A 1,111-nucleotide genomic window follows, 5' to 3' on the forward strand; every position below is an offset into this window, starting at 1 on the left:
CTGACGTTTTCCGTGCGTCACGACGTCCACCGCGGTAACACCGCGCAGGCGGAACTGGACAGCAACCAGGTTGAGGTTGGCGGTGGAATATCCGCTGGGGGGCGGGTTCTAGCTGAGGGGTTGACCCGCAGAACATGACCCTCCCCCGCTCCATCAGGAGCGACCGAATCCCGATGGTAAATACCTGAGCGAACGGTCAAATCCTTACTTCCGTCGTTAAGCCTTACTGCGCAAGAAGTTGCGCAGCAAAACCCCGCCCTACCGCCCCTAAAACCGCTACAGCCCCCGTACAACGGGGCTTACAGCCAAGTGCGCAAGAACTTGCACAGCACTGTGCAACTTCTTGCGCAATTTTCCGCGAATTTTCTCTTAAAAAGCCCCCTCGGCCGATGCCGGAATCCCCACAGCCCGCATAAACCGCGGACCTGGCACTGGCTGGCACGCCTTTTGATAGCAGTTGAACCCGCAATCCGTGCTTTTCAAGCCCGGTGAATCAGTTTGTCCACCTGCATCTGTGCCGACAGCGCCAGAGACGGACGGACCGCAACGGGCCAATGACAGCCCCAGCGTTCAACTCATCAAGGAAGTGCCATGCCCCTGCCACCAAGCCGCGCCCAGCTGAATCAGGCCCGCCGCAATCAAGCGTTCCCCCGTGCTGCCATGGCGATGGCCGGGTGCGGCCTGAGCGCTGCTGAAGTCGCTATTTTTCCTGTTCGATACGCGGTCGATGAATCACCGGCCAAGGGCACCGCCCAGGGTCCAAACCCACTGCCCAAGGGCTGGTCCAACACCCCGCCGGCACTCAAGACCCGCAGCTACACCCTGCGCCAACTGCGCGATGGCTGGCTGTACGTGTGGAACAGCACAGACCAAACTTTTCATGAGTATTCGGTCAGCGCACATCAGTTCACGCGCCACCTGTGGACTGACGCCCAGGTGGGTCAAGACACACGGCACAACCCAGGCGACACGCATCCCTACCTGCTCTACCCCCGCCGCAGTCGACTTCACCTCGCCTACTCGCCTGTGCAGTGGACCTGGCGCCTGTGCGAGCACCTGCGCAGCAATACGGCGGCCCGCGGCCAGTGGATGCGCAAGGTCGATCGGCCAG

At 61.4% G+C, this 1,111-nt stretch carries 1 protein-coding gene; it reads left to right on the forward strand.

Translation table 11 applies throughout. The features are described from left to right. Positions 1–591 precede the first annotated feature (591 nt). A partial coding sequence (locus SJI00_RS22325) for a toxin VasX (protein ID WP_322463851.1) occupies positions 592–1,111 on the forward strand: 520 nt, incomplete at its 3' end.

Origin of the sequence: Pseudomonas gebzensis (genome assembly GCF_034427815.1) — a bacterium.
In the GTDB taxonomy this organism is placed as follows: domain Bacteria; phylum Pseudomonadota; class Gammaproteobacteria; order Pseudomonadales; family Pseudomonadaceae; genus Aquipseudomonas.